Genomic DNA, 23,237 nt, shown 5'->3' with positions numbered 1-23,237 from the left:
TCGCATGAAGAAGATCCTGATGCTGCACGGCATCAATCACAACATGTTCGGCAAGCGCGACCCGGCGCAGTACGGGACGATCACGCTCGCGCAGATCGATGCACAACTGCAGGCGCTGGCGGAGGAACTCGGCGTACAGGTGGACACGTTCCAGACGAACAGCGAAGGCGCGATGTGCGAGCGCATTCATCGCGCCTTCGAGGAAGGCCAGGATGCGGTGCTGATCAACGCGGGCGCATGGACGCACTACAGCTACGGCATTCGCGATGCCCTTGCCATCCTCACGTGCCCGATCGTCGAACTGCACATGTCCAACATTCATGCACGCGAGCCGTTCCGGCATCACTCCGTCTTCGCCGAGATCGTCAGCGGGCAGATTTGCGGTTTCGGTGTCCAAAGCTATCTGCTGGCGCTGCGGGCCGCGGTCTCGGCGCTCGGCGAGGCATAAGCCGATGCCCGCATCGGCTGCCGATGCGGGACCGACGCACATGCGCAACCGTGCCCGCGTGCACGGCATTGCGCACCGCGGTTGTTCGCCGTGCGTCGTATCGATGGACCTCGGTCAGGTCACACAACGGAGTCGATACATCGGGCAGTGACGACTCCCCGCATCACACGCGTTGCCCGGCACACATATCAATATCTGGAGACGACGATGACCACGACCTTGCGAGACGAGCCCCGCGGCAGGCACCAATCGAGAAAGGCCGCCTTCAGCGGCTGGATCGGCTCGGTGCTCGAATACTACGATTTCTTCATCTACGCCACGGCATCGGCGCTGATCTTCCCGCAGATATTCTTTCCGCACGGCAGCCCCACGACCGCCATCATCGCGTCGCTGGCCACTTACGGTGTCGGCTACGTGTCGCGCCCGATCGGCGCGTTCGTGCTGGGCCATCTCGGCGATACGCGCGGACGAAAAACCGTCCTGCTGTTCTGCATGTTCCTGATGGGCATCTCGACCGTCGGCGTCGGCCTGCTGCCGACCTATCAGCAAGCCGGGCTGCTCGCGCCGGCCTTGCTGGTGACGCTTCGCCTGCTGCAGGGTTTCGCCGTGGCCGGCGAGATCACCGGCGCGAGCTCGATGATCCTGGAGCACGCGCCGTTCGGCCGGCGCGGATACTTCGTCAGCTTCACGCTGCAGGGCGTGCAGGCCGGGCAGGTGCTGGCCGCCGCCGTGTTCCTGCCGCTCGCCTACTACATGCCGTCCGCGCAATTCGACAGCTGGGGCTGGCGCATTCCGTTCTTGCTGAGTGCGCTGGTCATCGTTGCGGGTTTGATCATTCGCCGTCAGGTCGACGAGTCGCCGGCCTTCGATGAAGCTGTACGTAACCAGTCGCAAGCCGGCTCGCCCGTCGCCGACGCTTTCCGGCACCACTTTCCCGACATGGTGCGCGTTGCCTGCATGTCGATGATGAACGTGATTCCGGTCGTCGCCACGATCTTCGGCGCAGCCTATGCGGTCCAGCCGGCGTATGGCATCGGCTTCCAGAAAGACATCTATCTCTGGATCACGGTGATGGGCAATATCGTTGCGATGATCGTGATTCCGTTCGTCGGCAACTTGTCCGACAAGGTCGGACGCCGGCCGCCGATCATCGTCGGCGCGCTGGCGGCCGGCCTGCTCGCTTTCGCCTACCTGTATGCGATCAGCATCCGCAACGTGCCGCTCGCATTCGCGATGTCGATGCTCATGTGGGGGGTGGTGTACCAAGGCTACAACGCGGTATTTCCCTCCTTTTACCCGGAACTCTTCCCGACCCGCACGCGCGTCTCGGCGATGGCGATCGCGCAGAACCTCGGCACCGCGGCCACGGCGATGCTGCCCGCGCTGTTCACGGCGGTCGCGCCGCCCGGCGCACACCACGTCTGGCTGATCGTCGGTGGGATCGCGTTCGGCATCACCGTGATTGCGTCGCTCGCAGCCGCGAGCGCACGCGAGACCCATCGCGTCCATATGAACGACCTGGGGCAAGCGAACGCTCGACCGGTCGACAAGGCAGAATACGACCGGCTGCGCGTCGCTGCGATGGCGCGCCATCGCGTCGTGCGCGAGCACGTGCCGGGATCGCTGGGCAGCTAGCCGGCGCTCGACGGGGCGTCGCGTTCGGCGCCCCTTCCGCCGGGCATTGCCGGCTTGCTGTCTCACCCTCACCGGCAGAGCTAACTCGCGTTGCCGCTGTCTTCACCCGATGCCCGATACCGTACCGAAAACCGTCATGCCGGACACCACGCGCCCTGCTCGCCTGAACTTCGCGCTCATGTTGCCGCTTCTGCTGGCGGCCCAGCCGGTGGCGACCGACAGTTACCTGCCGGCGCTGCCTGAAATCGCCGCGACGCTAGGGTCCGCCAGCGTTAGCCTGACGGTTTTCGCATTGATATTCGGTATCGGGCAATTGCCGATGGGCAGTCTTTCCGACCGATACGGCCGCCGCCCCCTGTTGCTGAGCGGTCTTGCGCTCTATGCGCTGGCCGCGCTCGCGGCGGCGCTCGCGTCGAGCGCAGCAATGCTGGTCGCTGCTCGCGCGATGCAGGGCTTTGCCATGGCCGCGATCCTGGTATGCGCGCGCGCGACGGTTCGCGACCGGTATTCGGCAGCCGACGGCCCGTACGTGATGGCGCGCGGTTTCATGGGCATGGGGATGATGGCGTTCTTCGCGCCGATTCTCGGTGCGTATGTCACGCAGCAGGCCGGATGGCGATGGGTGCTCGGGGGGATGAGTCTGTATGCGTTCGGGCTGCTCGTCATGTGCTGGTACGGCTTCGAGGAAAGTTTCTCCCGAATCGCGTCGAGCCGTGGCTCGACCCGGGACGTGCGCGAAATATTCAGCAATGCCACGTTCAGGGTATGGGCGCTGCTGGCCGCGTCGACGTACACCGGCATGTTCTGCTTTCTATTGCTGTCTCCCGCAATCTACATCCGGTATCTCGGCCTGTCGCCACAGCGATATGGGTGGATACCCGCGAGCGGTACGCTCGTCTATGTGCTGAGCACGTATGGCTGCCGCCTGCTGCTGCGACGTCAAAGCATGCTGCGAACGGTGCGACAAGGTGCAACGTTGAGCCTATCCGGCGCGGTGATTCAGGCGTTGGGCTGTGCGCTGCTTCCCGGCAGCATCTGGCCGCTGCTCGTGGGGCATGGCGTGTATTGCCTCGGCCACGGAATCCATCAGCCATGCGGGCAGGCAGGGGCTGTCAGCAGCCTGCCTCATCTTGCGGGCCGCGCGGTATCCTGGTCCGGCTTCATCATGATGTTCTTCGCTTTCAGCGTGGGACAGACGGCAGCGGTTTTCACCGATCCGCGCTATCAACTGGGCGCGTGGCCAATGGTGGTGCCGATGCTCGTCGTCGGCGTGACGCTGGTGACGATCGCGTTTGCCTGGCTGCCGAAAATCATCCACACGACTTCGGCCGTCAGGCAATCCGGCGCATCGGCGAGTTCGAGCAGCTAACCGGGCCGCGGTGCGTGCGTGCGAAACGCGAGGCCGACGCGCTCGCCCTGCCCGTCGAATTCGTGACGGCGAACGACGCGCGATGACGGGAGCCGTCCATGGGACCGCACGAAGGATGCCGGTTATGGGAACGGGTTCGAATGCACCGCGCGACGCGCTACGCGCGCCGCCGGTAAGTGCCCGGCGTGCTGCCCGTCCAGTGGCGGAACGCGCGATGGAACGCACTCGGATCGTCGAAGCCGATGTCGGCGCCGATCGCCGCGATCGTGTCGAGCGTGTCGGTGAGCCGCTGGATCGCGATGTCGCGTCGCAGTTCATCCTTGAGCGCCTGAAACGTCGTGCCTTCCGAGGCCAGATGGCGGCTCAGCGTGCGCACCGAACAATGCAGATGCTCGGCCGCCTGATCGATCACCGGCAGGTCGGGCAGCGCCGCCGACAGATACTGCCGCACGCGATGGCAGACGAGCTGCTCGCTGAACGATTCGAAGATCCAGTCGCCGGGCGCGCGCGCGAGGAACTTGCGCAGGTTGCGCTTGCTTTGCCGGATCGGCGCGTCGAGGTAGTCGGCGCTGAAGCGCATCAACGTGCGTTCGCAGTCGAACTGCACGGAGCCGGTGAACAAGTACAGATGCTCGACCGCATGGCGCGGACGCGGGCACGCGAACTCGATCTTCAGCAACGGGATTTTCTGCCCGATCAGCCAGGAACACACGCCGTGCACGAGCTTGAGCATCAATTCCTGGCCGAGCGCGCCGATCGGGCCGACGACCGGGTTCGGCCGCAGCAGCACCTGCGCGACCAGACCATCGCGCTTCGATTCGACGAAGAAGTCGTCGAGCAGGATATGGAAGAACTGGCCGAAACGATGCAGCGCCGTTTCGAGGTTGCGCGCATCGAGCAGGCTCAGGCACAGGTACTTCAGCGTGCCGCCGCGCAGCGGGCGCGAGAAGATGCCGGGCATCTCGTCGTCGAGGTCGATCGCGAGCGTGCGGTACAGCGTCGAGAACTGCTCTTCCGTCACGCGCGCATGCGGCTCGCCGAGCAGCTCGAGCGGAATGCCGGCACCGCGCAGGTAGCGTTCGACCACGTCGCACTGCGCGCCCGCACTTGCCAGGAAACCGTTGACGAGCGAGATCGGCACCGTCGCGCTCGGCGACGGCAGCGCACGCCCGGGTTGGGCGGAAGGTGAGTCTGAACCGGTCATCGCGTCCCCGTCGGTCGAACCGCTCGCATTGTACTTGAGCGGCCCGGACCGGGCCTTTGGCGCCTTCGGGGCTTGCGGCGTGCCGGCCCGCGCGCCGTCGGGCGCGCGGCGCTTCGGCGCCATCAGTCGGCGCGGCTGAGTTCCCGGCGCAGGATCTTGCCGACCGTCGACTTCGGCAGCCGGTCGACCAGGCGGATCAGCTTCGGCACCTTGTAGCCTGCGAGGTTCGCGCGGCAGTGCGCGACGATCTCCGCTTCCGTTACGACCGCGTCCGGCGCGAGCACCACGAACAGCTTGACGGCCTCGCCCGTGCGCTCGTCCGGCACGCCGATGCACGCGCATTCGGCCACGCCCGGCAGCGAAGTGGCCGCAGCTTCCACCTCGTTCGGATACACGTTGAAGCCCGACACGATGATCATGTCCTTCTTGCGATCGACGATCTTCAGGAAGCCGGCCGCGTCGAACACGCCGATGTCGCCGGTGCGGAAGTAGCCGTCCGCGGTGAACGCGGCCGCATTCGCGTCCGGCTTGCGCCAGTAGCCGCCCATCACCTGCGGCCCCTGCACGCAGATCTCGCCCGCCTCGCCGATCCCGACCTCGCGATCCTGGTCGTCCAGCAGCTTCACGTCGGTCGACGGCAGCGGCAGGCCCGTCGTGCCGGTGAACGCATCGATCGACTGCGGATTGAACGTGACCACCGGCGACGTTTCCGACAGCCCGTAGCCTTCGCGGATGAAGTTGCCCGTCACCGCCTTCCAGCGCGCGGAGATCACGTCGATCACCGCCGCGCCGCCGCCGGCCGACAGCTTCAGCCGCGACCAGTCGACTTCCTTCAGCCGCGGATGGCCCGCGAGCCCCGCGTACAGCGTATTGACGCCGACGAACACGGACGGCCGCGCGGCCTTCAGCACGTCGATGAAGGCGTCCATGTCGCGCGGGTTCGCGACGAGCCAGTTTTCCGCGCCGATCGCGAAGTAGGACAGGAAGTTCACCGTCAGCGCGAAGATGTGATACAGCGGGATCGCCGTGACGACGACCTCCTCGCCCGGCTGACGCGCGGCCGGCACGATCGCCGCGAACTGCTCGATGTTCGCGACCAGGTTGCGGTGCGACAGCGCGGCGCCCTTCGACAGCCCGGTCGTGCCGCCCGTGTATTGCAGCAGCAGCAGATCGGCACCGCCGAGCGCGGCCGGCTCGAAGGCGAGCGATTCGCCGGCGGCGATCGCGTCCGCGAGCGGGATCGAGCCGGGCGGCAGCGCGTCGCACGCGCCGGCCGGCGCATCGACGACGCCGAAATCGCCGCGCCCCACGCTCAGCACGGTTCGCATGCGCGTCCTGCCGACCACGTCGGCGAACGTGCCCATCGATCCGCCGCACACCACGGCTACTTCGACACCCGCGTCGTTGAGCTGATGCTCGAGTTCGTGCGCGGTATAGAACGGGTTCACGTTGACCTGGATCGCGCCGATCCGCGCGACCGCGACGAACACCACCGGAAAGGCGAGCACGTTGGGCAGCATCACGGCCACGCGGTCGCCCTTGCGCACGCCCACGACCTGCTGCAGGTAGGCGGCGAGCGCGGCCGACAGGCGGTCGACGTCGGCGTAGCTCAGCGTGCGGCCGAACGCGCGGAATGCGGGGCGATCGGCGAAGCGGCGCATCGCTTCGTCCAGCAGCGCGGTTACGGAAGGATGGCGATCGGCATCGATCTCGGCGGGGATCGAGCCGTACGACCCGATCCAGTGTCTCTTCGTCATGTCCTGCTCCTCGGGGGACGGCGCCAGGCAGCGCCGTTCGCACGGCGGCCCGCGCATCGGATGCGCATGGGCCGTCGCCTGACCGGCGACTATCGCCCGCCAAAGGGGCTTTGAAAATGATCCGGGCGGTCGAAAAGATGATCGAAACGGACACGCGAGCGTGCGGCGCGCCGCCAGCCGCGGCTTGCGCTCGCGCGTCGGTTTGCCGTCGTCGGGCCGTGCCAGCCCGTGCGCATCAGGGTGAACCCTATGGCGCGCCCGCGCGTTCCGGCGCAAAATCGCGAACCCGGAACGATATCGAATCGGACGCAGAACCAGTCATGCCGCGCAGTGCGCCCTTGACCCCGACGGCCGCCGGCGCCGCCCCGCTGCCGGACGCCCCGCTCGCTCACGCGTTGCGCGAGAAGCGCTTCTCGCCGGCCAAGCTGGCCGTGCTCGTCGGCGTCGCCCAGGAACTCGGCCTCGACCCGGCCGCCGTGCTCGACGGCACCGGCCTGTCGCCGGACGCCGTCACCGACCCGTTCACGCTCACGTCGCAACTGCAGTTCCTGACCGCCGCGCGCAACGCGATCGGCCGCTATGACGGCACCGATCTCGGCGTGCGCGTCGGCCACCGGCTGCATGCGTCGAGCTATGGAATGTACGGCTACGCGATGCTGTGTTCGGAATCGCTCGCGCATGTGTTCGATTCGGCAGTCAAATATCACCAGCTCGCGAACGGGATGCTCGCGATCCGCTGGGTCGAACAGGGCGACACCGCGTCGTGGCTATTCCCGGATCCGCACGAAGCCGCGCTGCCCGAGCCGGACCTGCCCCTCTACCGCTTCCTGATCGACATGCAATTCGCGCTGCACGTGACGATCATCAAGGATGTGATGGGCGCGTGGTGCGTGCCGGCCCGCGCGCAGTTCGCGCAACCGCGGCCGCCGCATGCGGCGCTGCTGTCCGATGCGCTCGAATGCCCGATCGCGTTCGACCAGCCGCACCATGTGTTGAGCTACCCGGCCGCGTGGCTCACGCGCGCGCCGCAGCTCGCGAACCCGATCACCGCCGCGCAGGTGTCGTCGCACTGCGCGCGCCTGCTCGACGAATTGCGCAGCCAGGCCGGCGTCACGCGGCGCGTCTACCAGGAACTCACGCGCACGCCCGGACAATTCCCGGACATCGACGCGATCGCCGACATCCTGTGCATGACGTCGCGCACGCTGCGCCGCAAGCTCGACGCCGAAGGCACGTCGTACAGCGAGTTGCTGACGAGCGTGCGCAAGGCGCTCGCGATCGACTACCTGAGCACCACCACGCTCAGCACCGAGGACATCGCGTTGACGCTCGGCTTCAGCGACGCGGTGGGATTCCGCCACGCTTTCAAGCGCTGGACCGGCACGACGCCGAGCGACGTGCGGCGCAAGCGCGGCGGATAGGCGCTGTGCACAAGGGGGCGCGTAGCGCCACCGGTCTCAGCGCGCCTCGCCCGCCCCCGGCTGCGCGATCGCCAGCGCGAACTCGAACACCGCGCCGCGCCCGTCCCGGTCGACGAGCCGGATTCCGCTGCCGTTGAGCGCCAGCATCCGGTGCACGATCAGCAGCCCGAGCCCGCCGCGCGTCGTCGCACCGCCGCTCATCGGCCGCTGCGGCCGCTGGAACAGCCCTTCGCGCCGCGCCGGCGGAATCCCTTCGCCGGTATCCGATACGGTCACCACCACGCGGTCGTCCTGCGGCGTCAGCGCCACTTCGACTTCGCCATGCTGCGGCGTGTGCCGCAATGCGTTGTCGAGCAGGTTGGTCAGCACGCGCTCGATCATCCCGAGATCGGCCGACACGACCGGCACGCGCGGCGGGATGCGCGCATGCAGCGTGACGCCGCGCGACTGCGCGGCGAGTTCGAACTTCTCGAATACGTCCTGCACGAGATCGACGAGCGAGAACGGCTCGCGCTCGGCCTGCACGCCGCCCGATTCGAGCCGCGCGAGTTCGAACAGCGCCTGCGCGAGCCGGCCGACCTTCGTGCTCTGCGCGAGCGCGATCGACAGGTAGCGACGGCGCTCGGACTCCGCGAGCGCGTCGGACTTCAGCGACAGCGTTTCCAAATAGCCGTGCAGCGAGGTCAGCGGCGTGCGCAGGTCGTGCGAAATGTTCGTGATCAGTTCGCGCCGCTGCTGGTCCTGGCGCGTCAGCGCGCGCCACTGGTCGCCGATCCGGTCGGCCATCTGCGCGAACGCGGATTCGAGCACCGCGATGTCGTCGCCGCGTCGCCCGGGCGGCGAACGCGGCACCGGCGGCTGCGTGTCGGGCGCGGCGTTCGCGTCGAAGCGGCGCATCGCATCGGTCAGCCGGCGCAGCGGGCGCGTGATGAAACTGAACGCCGTCAGGCCGGCGAGCAGGCCGAGCAGCGCGACGACCGCCATCGACCACAGCGTCGTGCGCAGCACGTTGCCCGCGTCGACCCGCGCGGCCAGCCGATCGTGCGCTTCGCCGAGCAGCACCACGTAGATATAGCCGGACGGCGGCTGTCCCGCCCGCTGCAACGGCGCGGCGCTGAACACCTTGCGCGCGTCGGGGCTGCGCGGATCGTCGCCGAGGATCGGCAGCGGCTCGCCCGCGATGAAGCGCTGCACCGGCGCGAGATCGACGCGGTCGCGCTTCACGTGGCCCGGCGGCGCGTCGTCGCCCTGGATGCGCCCCGCGTTGTCGAGCAGGTACACCTCGACGCTCGGATTCACGCCCATCAGCTGGCCGAACAACGTGCGCACGGCGTCCGGGCGCAGCCCGTTCGCGTCCATCAGCGGCGTGCTGCTCGCGATATGCGCGGCGAGATCGCGCGACAGGCCCTGCACGACTTCCTTCTCGCGCATGTCGTTCGCGCGGATCTGCAGCCACGCCGACGCGCCCGAGCACGCGAGCAGCAGGATCGAGAACACGAGCGACAGCCGCTGGGTGAGGGTCAGCTTCATCACGCGTCCCGCTGATCCGGCGCGGCGAGCTTGTAGCCGCGTCCCCATACGGTGAGGATGCGCACGGGTTCGGCCGGATCGGCCTCGATCTTCGCGCGCAACCGGTTGATGTGGGTGTTCACCGTGTGTTCGTAGCCTTCATGCTGGTAGCCCCACACGGCATTGAGCAGGTCCATCCGCGAGAACACCTTGCCCGGATGCCGCGCGAAGAAATACAGCAGGTCGAACTCGCGCGGCGTGAGGTCGATGCGCGCGCCGTCGACGGCAGCTTCGCGCGCGATCGGGTCGATCGACAGCCCGGCCACGTCGAGCGTGCCCGCGTCGATCCGCGAATCGCGCGCGAGCGCATCGACGCGCCGCAGCAACGCCTTGACCCGCGCGACGAGTTCGAGCACCGAGAACGGCTTCGCGAGGTAGTCGTCGGCACCGAGTTCGAGGCCGAGAATGCGGTGCACCTCGCTCGAGCGTGCGCTCGTGATGATGATCGGCGTGTAGCGCGCCATCGCGCGCGCGCGCCGGCAGATTTCCAGGCCGTCGACGCCGGGCAGCATCAGGTCGAGAATCAGCGCGTCCCAGTTGCCCTGTTCGAGCAGGCGCAGCCCTTCCGTGCCGTCCGCGCTGTGGACCACTTCGTAGCGCTCGTCGCGCAGGTGGAGGCTCAGCACGTCGGCGATGTCGGCATCGTCCTCGACGATCAGGATACGTTTGGGGTGGTCCATGGCGGTCGGCGGCGGCACGTCGTTATGGCTCTCAGGTTGGTTTCGCAGGTTCGTTCCGGCCGCCCCCGGGCGGGAGGGCGGGTCCGGGGGCGAATCGCGGCAGCAATGCCGCGCTGCCGCCATTGTGCAAAATTTTGCGTCGGGGAGGGGTCACAAATCGTTTAAGTTTGGCTCGCGAGCGGGTGGAGGGGGTAATACCGGCACGACGTTCCATTCCGGCCCCGAAAATCCAGGCGCCGCTCGCCCAGGCTCGAGCATCGCCTGGATCGATTGTCACGTCGGCTCGGCAGTCCGTCATCCCGATTCCGGAACCGGCAAGCCCAGCCGCCAGTTCAAGTTCCTGCGCGCCTGCATTTCGCAACGTGTGTAGAAGAAGTCCGTCAGATAGATGCGCGGACGCACGAGTAGCCCGCGCAGAATGGCCCGCTCATGAAGGTCGTAGGCCCTGTCGTCAAGATCGGGACGCTCTGCCCGCAGACGCCGGCCGTCTTCGCGAAAACGGCCGCGGGAAGCGCCGAGCACGGCCAGGTCGATGTCGCAGACGAAACGGGTATCCAGCCCCGCGGCAATACCCGAGTGGGTCGTCGCGAGAATCATCGCGCCAATTTGGTCGCACGCGCGGATGCGCCCCGCCGCACGGCGCTGGAACCAGTCCGCGCTGTTCTGCTCGTTGTCCTTCGCGCCGGGCACGAAGATCACGTCATGGAACCACAGCGCGAGTTCGACGGCGTCCGGTTCGGGAATCGATTCTCGTGCGAGGTCGAGTTGGCGCAAACAGCGCCGGACATGCACGAGCGTATGGTAATGGCGCGCCGGCTCCGTATAGCATCGCGCGAGCATCCGATAGACATCCTCGGCATGTGCCCCGCCGCTGCACGACCACAACGCGACGAACCGCTCCTGCATCCGGCTCACGTTCGCTCCTTGGGCCGGGGCGGCTGCACGTGATCGCCCCATGCCGACATTACCGCGATGCGTTCAGAGAAATTCCCTGCGGATGTCGATGCTCGACCGCTGCCCGATGTTTCCGTAGTGATGCGCGAGCCATGCATCGGCTTCGCGCCGCCCGTGATCGTGCAGTTCGCTGAGAAATGCCCAATCGGCGTTGTACTTGCTCGATACGCTCAACGCGCACATCGCGTCGTCGGCGCGAATCGAATGGATCAGCATTTCCTTCATCTCGCCGCGATCGATCGTGCCCTGCTGGATCAGGTCGGTGACGAACGCGATCGCTCGCATCTCGCGCATCAGCGACGAGTTGAAACTGATCTCGCTGATGCGGTTGAGGATTTCCGCGGCCGTGATCGGCACGCCGCGTCGCACGAGCGGATTGATGTGCACGATCACGACGTCGCGGGTCGCGCAGTTGTAGATGAGCGGATAGATGGCCGGATTGCCCATGTAGCCGCCGTCCCAGTAATACTCGCCATCGACCGAGACCGCCTGGAACAGTGTCGGCACGCATGCTGATGCCAGCACCGCGTCGGCACTGACATCCTCGCCCGTGAAGAGGCGTATCTTCCCCGTCTCGACGTTGGTCGCGCACAGGAACAACCGGATCGGACAATGCTTGCGCAGTGCACCGAAATCGACGTGGCTTTCGAGCACTTCGCGCAGCGGATTCAGGTTGTTCGGATTGAACTGATAGGGCGAAAAGACGCGCAGCATCATGTCGGCGAACGCGTAGAGCGGCGAGTGATCGAGCCCGAAGCTGTGCGTGCCCTTGAGCCACGGCACCCAGCGCAGCGGGTTGTAGTGCTCCGCCGATCGCGCGACCGCCTGCCAGAAGTCGTGCAGCGCCTGACGCGCACCGTCTTCGCCGCCTTGTTGCAGCCCGTACGCGAGTACGGCGGCGTTCATCGCGCCGGCGCTGGTTGCACTGACACCCTCGATTTCGAGCCTGCCGTCTTCGAGCAGCCGGTCCAGCACGCCCCAGGTGAAGGCACCGTGCATCCCGCCCCCCTGCAAGGCAAGCGCGATCTGCTTGCGCGGCAGATCGTTGCGGCGTCGTGTGTGCGTGATCGTCATGCCCGCCTCCTTGGTTCTTCGCTATACGGAACAATGGCAAGTCATGGACGGTGCGTCGTCACGCGATAGGTCGTCGTGCGCCGCCGGTCCGTTCATCCTGCGCGCGCGTCCAGTGCATCCAGCAGCGCCTTGGCCTCTCGCAGATCGCGCGTGTCGAAGCCTTCCGTGAAACTGGCGTACACGTCGGCCAGCGCCTGCCTTGCCTCCACGGTCTTCCCCTGCCGTTGCAACAACCGCGCCAGATCCGACGCTGCTCGCAATTCCAGTGCTCTGGCACCCTGCCCGCGCGCTCGCGCGATCGCCCGATGAAAACAGTCAACCGCTTCGTCATCGCGTGCGGCGGGAGCCCCCTCCTTGCCCGCCGTGCCGGCCAGATAAATTCCCTTGAGCCGGTACAGCTCCGCCTCGTAGCAATGCTCGCCGGAGTGCTCGACGATCGTCGTTGCCTCTTCCAGCATGTCCAGGGCGGCCCGCTCGTCACCCGCGCGCCAGCAACTGTCGGCGAGCAACGCGAGACAATAAGGCCGCTGATCTTCGCCGCCCGCTGCCCGCTGCGCGTCGAGGCCCAGCCGCATCTGCTCGGTGCCGTCCTGGATGTCGCCTTGCGCGCTCATCGACCAGCCTCGCAAAAGCGTCCCCCACGCGAGCCAGTACGGCAATCCGTGCTCGGTCGATACGGCAATGACCGCTTCCGCGCGCTCGGCGGCAAGCATCGGCTCCCGCCTCAGTTGATGCAAGTGCGCCGTGTAGGTCAGACTGAACGCCAGCGACGGCCCATAAGAAAGGCTCCGTGCGAGCGCAAGTGCCTCGACGCTGCGCTTGAGCGCCTGATCGGGATACCCCTGAATCCACAAGGTCAGCACAAGGAAACTGAGCGCCCGGATACCGGGATCCACGCCGTGTGCGAACACATGCGCCTGATGCTGCTCCGGATCGTAGATAGCAAGGGCCTGTTCCAGGTGTGCGCGAGCCGTGCCGAAATCACCCTGCAGAAAGAAGCACGAGCCCAGTGCGCTGTGCGCCTCGATGAGGAAGCCTGGATCGTTCGCATCCCTTGCGGTTTCGAGCATCTGCTTGCCGAGATCGGTCGCGAGCGCATACTCGCCGCGCACCACGTGGTACATCCGCAATCCCAGCTGTGTCGCAAAGCGTTGCGATGCCTCGCCCGTGCGATCGCACAACTCGAGCGCGCGCGTATAGGTCGCACCCACCTCCGTCGCGCCATACCCGCGCACGTCCATCAGGACCGGCCCGAGGGAAAGCAGCAAAGTCAGTTCCCAATGCGCACGCATGGGTGTATCCGGCAGACCCTTCAGCAACGCAAGCGCCGCTCCCAGGTGATTCATCGCATCGTGATGGGCGGCATGGCGCAGCGCCTGCTGCGCCGCGCGATGCAGGTATTCGACAGCCTTGGGAATGTTCCCGCTCTGACCGTAGTGGTGCGCAAGCTCGCTGCAGTAATCGGCGATGCGTGTCGGGAACAGCGTCTCGATCGCCTGCGCGGTGCGCTCGTGCAGCGTGGTGCGCCGCTCCGTCAGCAACGAGCGCCCGGCCACCTCCTGGGTCAGCGCGTGTTTGAACGAGTAATTGACTTCGGGAAACGCGGGGCGCTCGTAGATGAACTCCGCTGCCTCCAGGTGGGCGAGCTGACGACGCAGTTCGTCGTCGCGCGCCGGCTCCTCACCGCAGATTCGCCGGATCAGACTGAACGGGAACTCGTGACCAATCACCGCGAGCGCCTGCAGCAGTTCCTTTTCCTCGATGGGGAGGCGATCGATCCGGGCAGCTAGCACGCCCTGCACGGTGGTGGGAATATGCAGCGTCGCCGGGGTCTCGACGATGTGATAACGCCCGGCATCGCCGAGCAGCGATTTCTCTTCTACAAGCGTCTGGACCACTTCCTCCATGAAGAATGGGTTACCCTCCGTCTTCTCCAGAATGAGCTGCTTGAGCGGCACGAGCGTGCGATCCTCGCCGAGCAGAACCGTCAGCAGTCCTTGCGCATCGGACGGGCCAAGCGGTTCGAGCCGGATCCTGCTGCAATGATCCGCGCCGGCCCATTCGGGCCGATACTCGGGCCGGTAGTTCACGAGAAGCAGGATGCGTGCGTCCGGCACGTGGTCGATCAGGTAGGTGAGAAACGCTTCCGTTTCGCGGTCCAGCCATTGCAGATCCTCGAACAGCAAATGGACCGGCTGATTCTGGCTCTCTCGCACGAGAAGCTGCCTGATCGCGTCGAAGGTGCGGTCGCGCCGGATCTGCGGATCCATGTCGACGAGTACCGACCCGCCCTCGCCGATTCCAAGCAGATAGAGGACGTAGGGCACGAGATCCTCGAAACTTCGCTCGAGCGCGAGCGCCTTGCCGATGACCTTTTCCCGGCAACGCCGCTCGTCGTCCTGCGTCGTGATCTGGAAATAGTTCTTCAGGAGTTCGATGAGTGGCAGATTGGGAAACGCCTTGCCGTGCGAGACCGAGAATGTCTCCAGCACCAGCGCGCCACGTCGCGAGCGCTCCTTGAACTCGTGGAAAAGACGAGACTTCCCGACACCCGCCTCCCCCACGACGCCGACGACGCGCCCATGCCCGCTCCTCATTGCCTCCAGCGCGCGATTCAGATGCTCCATTTCCGTCTCGCGACCGACGAACCGTGCGAGACCGCGATGTGCCGCCAGTTGCAGGCGCGTGCGCAACGCACCCAGGCCGAGCACCTCGTAGACGCATAGCGGCGCGGGAATTCCCTTGAGTTGTGTCGCGCCCAGCGCCTTGAACTCGAAATAGCCTTCGGCGAGCTTGTGGGTGAACTCGCTGACGAGAATCGATGTGGGCGCGGCGATGCCCTCGATCCGCGACGCGATGTGGATCGTATGCCCGAGCGGATCGTATTCGGTGTGCAGGTCGACGGTGCGGATGGAACGGACGACGACCTCGCCCGTATGAACGCCGACGCGAATCTGCAGAGGAATGCCTTCCTGCAGACGAATGCGGTCGCCATGCTGCCGCATCGCCTGCTGCATGCGCAATGCGGCGAACAGCGCGCGCTGCGCATGGTCTTCGTGGGCGATCGGTGCGCCGAACAGCGCGAGGATGCCGTCGCCGAGCGATTTCGCGACGTACCCCTCGTAGTAGTGGACCGCTTCCATCATCAGCTCGACCACGGGCACGATCAGGCGATGCGCCACTTCGGGATCGAGATCGTGAATCAGTGCGGTCGACCCGGCCATGTCGGCGAACAGCGCGGTAACGGTCTTGCGCTCGCCGGCTGGCTCGCCGCGCGCTTCCATGGCGGCGTGTTCGGCCCGGATCCGCTCGGCAAGATGATCGGGCGTGTAATGAATCGGGGTGGCCGGCGGTTCCCGGACCGACGGTCGGGCAAACGACGGCGCGGCGGCGGGCGGTGCAAGCGACGCTCCGCAATTGCTGCAGAAGCGGGCCGCCGGCGCTGCCTCATGCCCGCATTGCGGACACGTGCGGGACAGCACGGCCTGACATTCCTGGCAGAACCTCGCACCGGGAGGATTCTCGGACCCGCAAATGGTGCAGCGCATAAAACCCTCTTCCAGCCAAGGGTCGACCTCAAAACATTATGCGCCACTCTCTGCGGAGAATCAGGGCGGCAAGCGTGTTCGTGCGTGCCGACAGGGGAAGAACGAATGGCCAGACAGCCTTTACATCCCTACATCTTCCCCGCCAGATGAAACCGCGACGCCGGATGCCACAGCCTGACCGACGTGGCGACGTGTTCGCCGACCCACGTGCGGCGCCTCAACACGAGACACGGCTCGCCTATTTCCATCACGAGATGCCGACGCACCTGCGCATTGGGTTTCTCTGCATAGATCCGGAACTCCGCGTGCTGGATCGGCGCCAGTCGCACCATGTAGTGGTTCGGCGTCTCGAGCGTGAAATCCTGCTCCAGATAGGCGGGAAACAAGGCCGGATTGACGTAGCGATCCTCGAACTGGATCGGCTCGTCTTCCTCGAAATGCACGATGCGTGAATGAAACACGGGCCCGGACCGCAGCCCGAGCGCCTCGATCGCGTCCGGGTCGACGCTGCGCTCGATCAGCAGCACGCGCGCGCTGTGCCGATGACCGCGTTCGGCAATCTCGTCCGCGATGTTGCGGATTTCCAGCACCGTCGATTCGTAATGCCGGCGCTCGACGAAGGTGCCCGCGCCCTGGATGCGGGTCAGCACGCGTTCGGCCGTCAGTTCCCGCAGCGCGCGCGACACGGTCATCCGGGCCACGCCGAATTCCTTGACCAGTTCGGCCTCGGTCGGGATCGCGCCGCCGGGTTTCCAGTCGCCCTTCGCGATCCGCTCGACGACGTAGCGCTTGATCTGTTGATAGGCCGGCAATGCGCGCGCCGGCACGGCATCGCCCAATGCCCTCGCCGGTCGTGCGGAAGGTTGTCGTTCCGTTTCGTTCATGCGCCCTCGACCGAATGAATGTTGGATGATCCGCCAGTCGCCGCCCGACGCTACCGCAGCGACGGCGGTTCGCCCGCGACGATGCCGGCTGCGATCGCGATGTCGTCCGCAAGCGGCCGGTCGTCGTGATAGGCCGGCACGCGTTCGCGCACATATCGCCACAGCGCATCGGTCGACGAGGCGGGCGCCGCTCCGTTCGCCTGCAGATCGTATGCCTGCGCGGCGGCAAGCAGCTCGATCGCGAGCACGCGCGTCGCATTCTCGATGATGTCGAGCGCCTTCAGCGCGGCCGGCGTCGCATGGCACAGGTGGTCCTCCTGCAGCCCGGACGTGATGCCGCCGTCGAGGCTCGCCGGCGCCGCGATTCGCTGGTTCTGCGCGACCAGCGCGACCGCCGTGTACTGCGCGATCATGAACCCCGAACACGTGCCGCCCGGCGCCGCGAGAAACGCCGGCAGCCCGCTCACGAGCGGATTGACGAGACGGTCCAGCCGCCGCTCGGCGATTGCCGCCACCTGTGCCATCGCGGCCGCGAGGCTGTCCATCGCCAGCGCGATGCCCGCGCCGACCGCATGCGCCTGAGAATGAACGGCTGGCGCGTCGCGCGTACCGGCAACGATCGGATTATCGGTGACGGACGCAAGCTCGCGATCGACGACTTCCGCCGTCACCGCGAACACGTCGCGGGCCGCGCCATGCACGTGCGGAATCGTGCGCAGGCTGAGTGGATCCTGCGTATGCCGGCCGCTCGCCGCTGCAAGCATCGCGCTGTCGGCAAGCATCGTCCGCAAGCGCGCGCCGACGTGCCCGATGCCGGGCGAAATCCGCAGCGCGAGCGAGGCCGGATCGAATGCCGCGAGCTGTCCGCCGAGATTCTCGAAGCTCGTCGCCGCGATCCAGTCGGCCCAGTCGAGCAGCCGTTCCGCGCGGGCGAGCGCGAGCGCGGCGAGCCCCGTCACGCACGGCGTGCCGTTGACCAGGCTCAGCCCCTCCTTCGCGCCGAGCACGAGCGGTTTGCGGCCGACGCGCCGCAGCGCCTCGTCGCCGCGAATGCGCTCGCCGCGATGGCGTGCATGGCCGTGCCCGATGCAGACGAGCGCGACGTGCGCCATGTGGGTCAGATAACCGACCGAGCCGTGCGCCGGCACCTCCGGCAGGCAATCGTGCTCGAGCAGCGCGACGAGCTGTTCGACGACATCGGCATGCACGCCCGAATGCCCGTGCGCGAAGTTGTTGATCGCGGCCGCGATGATCGCGCGCGTTTCGGCCGCGCCGAGCGGCATGCCGACGCCGACCGCATGGCTCATCAGAATGTTGCGCGACAGCGTGCTCTGCTGCGCCGGCGACACGATCACGTCGCACAGCGCGCCCACGCCGGTATTGACGCCGTATGCGCGAATCCCGCGCGCGACGATCTCGTCGACGAGTTCGCGCGCGGCGACGACACGCGCGCGTGCGTCATCGGTCAGCGCAAGCGGCTCGCCTGCCGCCACTGCCGCAACCTGTCGCCAGTCGAGCGGCCGTGCCGCACGGAATACGGTCATGGCAGCCTCAGTTCGATGTGCGGTCGTGGTGGCTCGACACGAACTGCCGGAAGCGTTCGGAGCACTGGCCGCCGAACAGGTCGTCGGGCGCGCCGTCCGAGTCGACTTCGCCCTGATGCAGGAACATCACGCGATTCGATACGTGCCGTGCGAAGCCCATTTCATGGGTGACGACCAGCATGGTGCGCCCCTCCTCCGCGAGCGAACGCATCACGCGCAGCACTTCGCCGACCAGCTCCGGATCGAGCGCGGACGTCGGTTCGTCGAACAGCATCACTTTCGGATGCATCGCGAGCGCGCGAGCGATCGCGACGCGCTGCTGCTGACCGCCCGACAGGTGCGCCGGATAGTAGCCGCGCTTGTCGGCGAGGCCGACGCGCGCCAGCAGCGCCTCGGCCTCCTCAACCGCTTCCGCGCGGCTGCGCTTTTGCACGCGCAGCGGCCCCTCGACGAGGTTGTCGAGCACCGTCATGTGCGACCACAGGTTGAAGTTCTGAAAGACCATGCCGAGCTGGGAGCGGATCCGGTCGATCTGGCGCCGGTCGCTCGGATGCAGCTTGCCGTCGCGCGCGCGCCTCATCGCGAGCGTTTCCCCGCCGAGCGCGACGGAGCCGTCGTCAGGTGTCTCGAGCAGGTTCAGGCAGCGCAGGAACGTGCTCTTGCCCGACCCGCTCGCGCCGAGGATCGAGATGACGTCACCCTCGTGCGCGTCGAGCGAAATGCCTTTCAGCACATGATGATCGCCGAACGACTTGTGGATGTTCTTGACCGACAGCGCAACGGGAGCAGCGGTGTTCATCGGATTCTCCTGGAAAGGATGGGGACGCTCAGGATGCGACGCGCCGGGGATTGCGCGTCGCCGCGACGGACGCGCCGGACGGCTTGGGCGCGCGCAGGTGCCCGGAGAGCCGCCATTCGAGCGCGCCGAGCAGGCGCACGACGATGAAGTTCAGGGCCAGATAGATGACGGCGGCGCAGACGAAGACCTCGGTCGTCCGATAGGTTTGCTGAATGATCTGCTGCGCGACGCCCGTCACTTCCCACACCGTGACGAGGCTGGCCAGCGCGGTCGACTTGACGAGCAGCACGGCTTCGGTCGAGTACGCGGGCAGGCACTGGCGCAGCGCGATCGGGCCGATCACGCGCCGCAGCAGCGCGAAGCCCGACAGCCCGATCGAATAACCGGCCTCGATCTGCCCGACCGGCACGGCCATCAGACCGCCGCGCAGGATTTCGGCCGTGTAGCCTGCCGTACACAACGCGAGCGACAGCACCGCGCACACGTACGGCTCGCGCAGCAGCGGCCACATGAAGCTTTCGCGGATCACGCCGAACTGGCCGAGCCCGTAATACACGAGGAACATCTGGATCAGCAGCGGCGAGCCGCGAAACACAAGGATGTAGCCACGCGCGAAGCGGTTCGGCAGCCAGTGCGGCGACACGCGCATCGTGACGATCACGAGCGACAGCAGGCCGCCGAGCACGAGCGACGCGAAGAACAGGCCGAGCGTGGTCGGCACGGCCGCGAGCAGCTGGCGCAGCGTATCGAAGAGAAAGTCGAAATCGATGGACATGCACGTTCTCCGTCAGTTGCGCGCGAAATTGCGGCGGAACGACCGGCCGACGATCGCTTCCGCCCGGTTGAACACGCGGTTCGACAAGCCCGTCATCAGCAGATACAGCGCACCGCCCGCAACGAAGAACACGAAGTACTGGTGAGTCGAATTGGCGGCGATCTGGCTCGTGCGCAGCAGCTCGGCGAGGCCGGTGACGGAGATCAGCGCCGAATCCTTGAGGCTCAGTTGCCACACGTTGCCGATACCGGGCAGCGCAAAGCGCAGCACCTGCGGAATCAGGATGCGGCGCAGCACCATGCTGCTCGGCATGCCGATCGAGCGCGCCGCCTCGAGCTCGCCCTTCGACACCGCGAGCACCGCCGCGCGATACACCTCGGCCTGATAGGCGCCCGAGATCATCCCGACCGCGAGCGCGCCGATCACGAACGGCGGCACGCCGATGAAGCCTTCCGCGCCGAACCACTGGCCGACGGCCGTGACAAGCGTCGAGCCGCCGAAGTAGAACAGATAGATGACGAGCAGTTCCGGCACGCCGCGAAACACCGTCGTGTACAGGTCGCCGAGCAGGCGGGCGCTGCGGTGGCGCGACAGCTTCGCCGCCGCGATCGCCGCGCCGATCACGGCGCCCACCGCGAGCGCGGCGAGCGTCAGCGCGACCGTCATCAGCGCCGCGAGCAGCAGCACACCGCCCCAGCCTTCGGTTCCGAAGCCGAGCATTTCAAGAATCGCCATGCGTGCCTCCCGGCAAGCGTTGAGTGAATCTGCGGGATGCGTGCCGCCGCGCGTCGTTCGAATCGCTTACGCGGCGGCCGCCGAATACACGCTTACGGCGTGACGTCGGTCTTGAACCACTTGTCGGCCAGCTTCTTCACCGTGCCGTCCGCGAGCGCCGCGCCGATCGCCGTGTCGAACTTCGTCTTCAGATCGGCATCCTGCTTGCGGAACGCGAGGCCTTCGCCCGGCCCCCAGATCGGCCCGCCGAGCTTCGGCCCCGCGAGCACGATCGACGCGTTGTCCTTCTTCGTGTTGTTCGCCGCGTAGTACGTGACGTCGTCGAACGACGCATCGATGCGTCCGGCGACAAGGTCGAGATCGCGCTCGGGCGAGGTCTTGTACACACGAATCGACGCGATGTCCTTGAAGCTGTCGTTGATGAACTTCGTATAGACGGTGCCCGACTGGATACCGATCGTCTTGCCCTTCAGCTGCTTGCGCAGCGCGTCGACGGTGGGCTTGTCGGCGTTCGCGTCACCCGTCAGCTTGACCATCGGCGCGCCCGGCGCGGCCTTCGGCAGGATCTTGGTATCGGTGACGGCGAACGTCGCGGGCGTCGCCGCATACGGACGCGAGAACAGCAGGATCTTTTCGCGCTCCGGCGTGATGGAAATCGCATCCATCAGGATGTCGAACTTGCCGGCCTGCAGGCCGGGAATCATCCCGTCCCAGTCCTGCGCGACCATGTTGCACTGCACCTTGATCCGCTCGCACACGTTGGCGAGCAGCTCCGGTTCGAAACCGCCCAGCTTGCCGCCCGGCAGCGTGAGGTTCCACGGTGCGTAGCCGCCTTCGAGCGCGACCGTCACCGTCTTCCATTCCTTTGCCTGCACCGGTGCGGCGAGCGTTGCCGCTGCTGCCGCGATGACGCCGATCGTCCTGATTGCCCACTTGATGCGCTTGCCGTTCACGAGAGTTCTCCTTGCGTTGAAGTGCGTCATCCCTTCGGTGCAGCAAGCCGCCTCAGGAATTTGTCTATACAAGCATGCAAGAAGAAAAACAGCGAGACAAGCAGCGATCAAAAAAAACCGCGAAAACGCGGGAAATCCCCTAATTTAGGGGCTCTGACGTGCCTCGTTGCGGGGAATTCAGGCACGCAGTTGGTGCATGCCGGACGATCCAATCGGCAGGATGACTAGACAAATCCTGAATTCGATCGCACGGCACAGGCAGAGGGAACCCCCGCCGCGGAGGGCAAACACGCGGCTAGGTGATCACGCCAACCTGCCAGGGTACGAATTCGTTCTGGCCGTAGCCGTGCAATTCGCTTTTCGAGCGATTGCCGGACGCGCAGTCGAGCATGCGCTGGAAGATCGTGGCGCCAAGCTGGTCGACACTCGACGTGCCGTCGATCACGCCGCCGCAATTGATGTCGATATCGTCTTCCTGACGCATCCACAGCGCGGTATTCGTCGCAAGTTTCAACGACGGCGCCGGCGCACAGCCGTACGCCGAACCCCGCCCCGTCGTGAAGCAGATCAGGTTCGCGCCCGACGCGACCTGCCCCGTCGCCGACATCGGGTCGTAGCCTGGAGAATCCATGAAAACGAGGCCGCGCGCATCGATACGCTGCGCGTATTCGTATACGTCGACGAGATTCGTGGTGCCGGCCTTCGCGATCGCGCCGAGCGATTTCTCGAGGATCGTCGTGAGCCCGCCCGCCTTGTTGCCGGCCGACGGATTGTTGTCCAGCGCAGCGCCGTGACGTGCGCAATAGGCTTCCCACCACGCGATGCGCGCGAGCAGCTTTTCGCCGACGTCGCGGCTGACGGCACGCCGGGTGAGCAGATGCTCGGCGCCGTAGATTTCGGGCGTCTCGGAAAGGATCGCCGTGCCGCCCTGCCGCACCAGCCGGTCGACGGCAGCCCCCAGCGCGGGATTCGCCGAGATGCCCGAGTAGCCGTCCGAGCCGCCGCACTGCAGCCCCACCACGAGATGCGCCGCCGGCATCGCGACCCGCACCGCGCGGTTCGCATCGCCGAGCATCTCCGTGACCATCGCGATACCGCGCTCGATCGTTTTTCGCGTGCCGCCGCTCTCCTGGATCGTGAAGTGGCGCAGGCGCGCGGCGTCCGCATGCCCGCCTTCGCGCAGCACGTCGCCGATCTGGTTGGTCTCGCAACCGAGGCCGATGAACAGCACCGAGTGGAAATTCGGATGCGCGGCGTAGCCCGCCAGCGTGCGCCGAAGGATCGCGATTCCGTCTCCCCGCGAATCGATCCCGCAGCCGAGCCCGTGTGTGAGCGCGATCACGCCGTCGATGTCCGGATAGTCGGCCAGCGCCTGCGGGTTCACCTCTCGCCGGAAATGATCGGCGATCGCACGCGCCACCGTGGCGGAGCAATTGACGCTCGTCAGTATGCCGATGTAATTGCGCGTCGCGATCCGTCCGTCGTCGCGGCGAATGCCCATGAAGGTCGCCGGCGTGTCGTCGAGACGCGTCGGACTCGCGGCGGCGCCGAACGCGTGCTCGCGCGCGAACTCGGCCATGCCGAGGTTGTGCACGTGCACATGCTGACCGCGCGCGATCGTCTCGCGCGCGACGCCGATGATCTGGTTGTAGCGCCTGACCGGCTCGCCCTTCGCGATGTCGCGCACGGCGACCTTGTGACCCGGCGGAATCAGCCCGGACACAGCGAGCGCCTCGGACGCGATCAGGTCGCCGGACACGAGCTGCCGCGTCGCGATCACGACGTCGTCGTTCGGATGCAGGCGGATCGCGACCGGCCCGGTGACGGGAAAGGACATGACAGTGATCCTGGATTGAAGATGGGTTGATCGGCGCCGGCAAGCCGCCTT

Annotated in this window: 18 protein-coding genes; 4 read left to right on the top strand and 14 right to left on the bottom strand. The window is 66.5% G+C overall.

Going from position 1 to position 23,237, the window contains the following annotated elements:
* Positions 1–4: 4 nt before the first annotated feature.
* From aroQ to WS87_RS29130, 3 genes are all read left to right on the top strand, one after another.
* The gene (gene aroQ / locus WS87_RS29140; RefSeq protein WP_059525932.1) at positions 5–448 is read left to right on the top strand and encodes a type II 3-dehydroquinate dehydratase; all 444 of its coding nucleotides are present in this window, start codon (positions 5–7) and stop codon (positions 446–448) included.
* Positions 449–655: 207 nt separating this feature from the next.
* A complete protein-coding gene (locus WS87_RS29135) occupies positions 656–2,083 on the top strand; it encodes an MFS transporter (protein ID WP_059817205.1) in 1,428 nt (475 codons plus the stop codon).
* 136 nt (positions 2,084–2,219) lie between these two features.
* Positions 2,220–3,452: an MFS transporter gene (locus WS87_RS29130; protein ID WP_059817207.1), complete on the top strand. Its 1,233-nt coding sequence runs from the start codon at positions 2,220–2,222 to the stop codon at positions 3,450–3,452.
* A 157-nt stretch (positions 3,453–3,609) separates the two neighbouring features.
* On the opposite strand, the gene WS87_RS29125 is transcribed toward WS87_RS29130, so the two are convergent.
* Both WS87_RS29125 and WS87_RS29120 read right to left on the bottom strand, forming a co-directional pair.
* A complete protein-coding gene (locus WS87_RS29125) occupies positions 3,610–4,779 on the bottom strand; it encodes an AraC family transcriptional regulator (RefSeq protein ID WP_059817210.1) in 1,170 nt (389 codons plus the stop codon).
* Positions 4,779–6,413, bottom strand: coding sequence for an AMP-binding protein (locus WS87_RS29120; protein WP_059817375.1), 1,635 nt, complete (start codon positions 6,411–6,413; stop codon positions 4,779–4,781). The genes WS87_RS29125 and WS87_RS29120 overlap by 1 nt, the downstream gene beginning before the upstream one ends.
* A gap of 320 nt (positions 6,414–6,733) precedes the next feature.
* On the opposite strand from WS87_RS29120, the gene WS87_RS29115 reads away from it, so the two are divergent.
* Positions 6,734–7,834: an AraC family transcriptional regulator gene (locus WS87_RS29115; RefSeq protein ID WP_059817212.1), complete on the top strand. Its 1,101-nt coding sequence runs from the start codon at positions 6,734–6,736 to the stop codon at positions 7,832–7,834.
* 36 nt (positions 7,835–7,870) lie between these two features.
* Here WS87_RS29115 and WS87_RS29110 read toward each other — a convergent pair whose 3' ends face one another.
* From WS87_RS29110 to WS87_RS29055, 12 genes are all read right to left on the bottom strand, one after another.
* A complete protein-coding gene (locus WS87_RS29110; RefSeq protein WP_059817214.1) occupies positions 7,871–9,364 on the bottom strand; it encodes a sensor histidine kinase in 1,494 nt (497 codons plus the stop codon).
* Positions 9,364–10,083 carry a response regulator transcription factor gene (locus WS87_RS29105; protein WP_059525868.1) on the bottom strand — a complete coding sequence of 240 codons (720 nt, stop codon included), beginning with the start codon at positions 10,081–10,083 and terminating at the stop codon, positions 9,364–9,366. Before WS87_RS29105 ends, WS87_RS29110 begins: the two co-directional genes overlap by 1 nt.
* A gap of 294 nt (positions 10,084–10,377) precedes the next feature.
* Positions 10,378–10,998: an HD domain-containing protein gene (locus WS87_RS29100; RefSeq protein ID WP_059817216.1), complete on the bottom strand. Its 621-nt coding sequence runs from the start codon at positions 10,996–10,998 to the stop codon at positions 10,378–10,380.
* Positions 10,999–11,061: 63 nt separating this feature from the next.
* Positions 11,062–12,111, bottom strand: coding sequence for a patatin-like phospholipase family protein (locus WS87_RS29095; protein WP_059817219.1), 1,050 nt, complete (start codon positions 12,109–12,111; stop codon positions 11,062–11,064).
* A 92-nt stretch (positions 12,112–12,203) separates the two neighbouring features.
* Positions 12,204–15,659, bottom strand: coding sequence for an adenylate/guanylate cyclase domain-containing protein (locus tag WS87_RS29090; RefSeq protein WP_059817222.1), 3,456 nt, complete (start codon positions 15,657–15,659; stop codon positions 12,204–12,206).
* Between the two features lie 128 nt (positions 15,660–15,787).
* Positions 15,788–16,543, bottom strand: coding sequence for a histidine utilization repressor (hutC, locus tag WS87_RS29085; protein ID WP_059525795.1), 756 nt, complete (start codon positions 16,541–16,543; stop codon positions 15,788–15,790).
* Positions 16,544–16,593: 50 nt separating this feature from the next.
* Positions 16,594–18,087: an HAL/PAL/TAL family ammonia-lyase gene (locus WS87_RS29080; RefSeq protein WP_059817224.1), complete on the bottom strand. Its 1,494-nt coding sequence runs from the start codon at positions 18,085–18,087 to the stop codon at positions 16,594–16,596.
* 7 nt (positions 18,088–18,094) lie between these two features.
* Complete coding sequence (locus WS87_RS29075) at positions 18,095–18,886, bottom strand: ABC transporter ATP-binding protein (protein ID WP_059817227.1); 792 nt, start codon at positions 18,884–18,886, stop codon at positions 18,095–18,097.
* A 28-nt stretch (positions 18,887–18,914) separates the two neighbouring features.
* Positions 18,915–19,661, bottom strand: a complete 747-nt coding sequence (locus tag WS87_RS29070; RefSeq protein WP_059525789.1) for an ABC transporter permease — start codon at positions 19,659–19,661, stop codon at positions 18,915–18,917.
* 12 nt (positions 19,662–19,673) lie between these two features.
* Positions 19,674–20,396 carry an ABC transporter permease gene (locus tag WS87_RS29065; RefSeq protein WP_059817229.1) on the bottom strand — a complete coding sequence of 241 codons (723 nt, stop codon included), beginning with the start codon at positions 20,394–20,396 and terminating at the stop codon, positions 19,674–19,676.
* Between the two features lie 92 nt (positions 20,397–20,488).
* The gene (locus tag WS87_RS29060; RefSeq protein WP_059525785.1) at positions 20,489–21,349 is read right to left on the bottom strand and encodes a transporter substrate-binding domain-containing protein; all 861 of its coding nucleotides are present in this window, start codon (positions 21,347–21,349) and stop codon (positions 20,489–20,491) included.
* A 295-nt stretch (positions 21,350–21,644) separates the two neighbouring features.
* Positions 21,645–23,186: a UxaA family hydrolase gene (locus tag WS87_RS29055; protein ID WP_059817231.1), complete on the bottom strand. Its 1,542-nt coding sequence runs from the start codon at positions 23,184–23,186 to the stop codon at positions 21,645–21,647.
* Positions 23,187–23,237 lie beyond the last annotated feature (51 nt).

This window comes from Burkholderia sp. MSMB0856 (assembly GCF_001524645.2).
GTDB classification, from domain to species: domain Bacteria; phylum Pseudomonadota; class Gammaproteobacteria; order Burkholderiales; family Burkholderiaceae; genus Burkholderia; species Burkholderia diffusa.
This window is presented reverse-complemented; position numbering and strand designations above follow the sequence as displayed.